Source organism: Prosthecobacter sp. (genome assembly GCF_044378005.1).
GTDB lineage: Bacteria > Verrucomicrobiota > Verrucomicrobiia > Verrucomicrobiales > Verrucomicrobiaceae > Prosthecobacter.
On record NZ_JBILYB010000312.1, the window covers coordinates 1 to 2972 of the forward strand.

Annotated in this window: 1 protein-coding gene and 1 pseudogene; one reads left to right on the forward strand and one right to left on the reverse strand. The window is 62.4% G+C overall.

Annotation, left to right across the window (positions count from 1 at the left end; translation table 11 throughout):
* Positions 1–2455, reverse strand: a pseudogene (locus tag AC6FTP_RS26625) (hypothetical protein); the annotation flags it as partial.
* Positions 2456–2600: 145 nt separating this feature from the next.
* On the opposite strand from AC6FTP_RS26625, the gene AC6FTP_RS26630 reads away from it, so the two are divergent.
* The coding region (locus tag AC6FTP_RS26630) for a 7-carboxy-7-deazaguanine synthase QueE (RefSeq protein WP_497209927.1) at positions 2601–2972 on the forward strand (372 nt) is incomplete at its 3' end.

Here is a 2972-nt window from a genome sequence, read left to right on the forward strand (position 1 = left end):
GTGCGTTTTCAGAGGGGAACCGCAACGCGGTTCCGCACCTGCTTGTGATGAAGGTCGTCCAGCGCGCGAAGCCGGTGCGGAACCCTTTCAGGGTTCCGCCAGGCGTGGGGCATGACCCACAGGATTCCAGGGTAGCCTCGCCAAGGCTCGGCAACCCTTCGCTATGATCCACAAGCCCTTCAGGCTTGGGCTGCACGGGAAGCTTCTCAGTCACATGTGCGGCTTCTGGCCCCCTCTCCCCGAGAGTGCGGCTCGTTTGCAGCGGGGAATCCTTTTCGGGGAGAGGGTTGGGGTGAGGGGAATTCCCGCCGCCTCCACCCAACGGCATCTTCGGAAGCATCGGAAAATCACGCCCACGTCCGAGCAGCAGCCAAACCAGAAGCAGGATCAATCCGACACGCGAGAGGCCAATGAGACGCTCCACGCCACTCGGGATCAGCCACAGCGAGATCTTTTCATCAGCCGCCACCGGACCGCGCCAGCCGAAGCTGACTTCCCGCCACTTCCACTGCGGCACTGCCGGACCGGTTTGGATCTTGGCTTTGGTGTCGTAGAAGAGGTTTGTATTGGAAGCCTTGCCTTCATAGCTGGCGGATTTCCGCAACACACCATTGAGCACGTTGTTTTCGAATCGGGTCTCAGCCATCACAGGTGCAGGAGCAGCCGGTGCTGCTGTAGCAGCTACCTGAACACCTCCCGCAAAACCATCCACATCTCCCGCCTCGCGTTCCTCCTGCCACGTCGTCCGATACGGTTCCAACTGCGGATACAACGACTGCTGGATCTGCTGAATGATGAAGGGCGCGGCATTCAGGGCAAAGAGCAGTAGCGCGGCGAGTTTGATGCCGTTCACCAGCCGGGGCAGCGTCCTCGCAGGCACCCAGCGGGCGGCGGCGAGCACGACAATGAGGATCATCCAGGTCAGGCGTGGTGCATTCAGTTCGTGGTAAGTGATGAGGATGCCGAGCAAACCCACGGCGGCGGTTTTCCAGCCCCAGGCTTTCCACACGGCCAGCGTCACGATGAGCAGCAGGAAGACATCAAAGAGCGACCACGAGGTCAGCCAGTCGCCTTGGCTGTAGTCCGCGCCAAAGACGGCCAGCATTCGCCAGCCGGGCGGCAGATTCAGCTCGGCATTGAGCGTCTCCGCATCGTGCTGCCAACCCGTGGCGGCGATGCGGGCGCTGCGTTCCAGACGGCCCACGGCTTGCAGGCTCAGGTTCCGATCTCGGATCTCCACGCCTTCGGCACCGTTGGTTGGGCTCTTCGTGATGAGCTGTCCGGTTCCGCCGATCTTCACCGCGCCGAGCTTGTGACCTGCGGCGGCATCGAGTCGCCAGGTCTGCTGCCCCTGCCCACTGAGGTCGTCCTGGTAGGTCATGTTCTTGCCGTCTTCATCCAGCCAGAAGCTGCGCCGAATGGTGATGCCCTGCGGCTTCCGCACACCCATGCCTCGCATCTTTTCCTCAATCTGAAACGGCTGCCCGGTGGCCCACTGATGCACCGGATACTGCCGCCATGGCTCTGGGAAAGTCGTCTGCGCCACATCCACCGCCGGGATGCCGCTGATCTCCACGAGACGGAAAGAAGGCTCGTGCTGGAGACCCACCAACTCCTCGGCCACGAGCGGCTTGGCATCCTTCGCATAGCTCACCGTCTTTGCAGGGCTCGTGCGGAAGGCTGCGATCTTGAGCACCCACTTGCCCGCACGCACCTGCACCTTCAGCCGACCCGCATCATCCACCGCGCAGGGCACCGGAGCTTCCACGGAGGAAAGCCGCCAGCCTTCTGGCAAGACATGTCCGAGCGCCTCCTCGCGACTCTTTCCCGCCACACTCAGCTCCACCTGCGTGTGCAGCCACTGCGGCGAGCCATCGCTGATGAGCCGATGCACCTGCACGGAAATAAAATCCTTGTCCGCAGGCTCCGTGCCCGTGCGTTGCAGCCAGAGTCGGCCCTCCGCATCCCACACGGGCGACTCCACGGGCTGGCCGTTGAGCTGGAGATTCAGCACGCCGATCTGCATCGGCAGATGCACGGACTGCGGCATCTCGCTCCACCGGAAACTGCCCTTCACCACCGCCTTGCGATCCGCTGTGAACTCCACACAAGGCACGCCATCGCGACTCACCACCGTCGCCGATTGATCATCCAGCGTCACTCCCTGCGGCCAGCACTGCGCATCGCCAGGAAGGGCCGCCCATTCATGCCCGCGAGCATCGACCGTGAAGGCAAAGCTCCCACCCGCCGCCTGCGCCTGGATCTCGACCGGCGAATACCACAGCGGCAGCAACTGCGCCGGATTGTTGAACGGCGTCGGCTTGCCCTCGTTCTTCGTTTCATCCCAGGTGGCCCAGGCTTTCCAGTCTTCGAGCATCTTCGGCCACTGAGCATGAGCGGCGGAGTGAAGGAGCACAACAGCCAGCAGAGCGGCATAGAGCGGAGTCGTTTTCATAGCGTGCCGAAGCTATCAAGCCAAGCAGCCGGATGGGAATCTCGATTTGCGATGAGGTCGGTGATTTTACAATCCGCCGACAAAGCCGTTGCCGCTCCTGCCACCGCACCTCTTGCGTGTGGCTTCAGGCGCGGCAGTGTCGTTCATGCGTATCTCCGAGATCTTTTATTCCATCCAGGGCGAAGGCGTGCTCACGGGAGTGCCGTCGGTCTTTGTGCGTACGTCGGGATGCAATCTCCGCTGCTCCTGGTGCGACACGCCGTATGCCTCTTGGCAGCCGGAGGGACCGGAGATGTCACCCGAGGAGATTTTGACCGAGATCGCGAGGCATCCCACGCGCTACATTGTGGTCACAGGCGGCGAACCCATGATCGCCAAAGGCATCCGCGAATTCATCGCTACACTGCGGGAGCAGGGGAAGCATGTGACACTGGAAACCGCAGGCACAGTGCTGCCCGATGGGTGCGTGGTGGATCTGGCTTCGCTGAGCCCGAAGCTGGCAAACTCCACGCCCAGC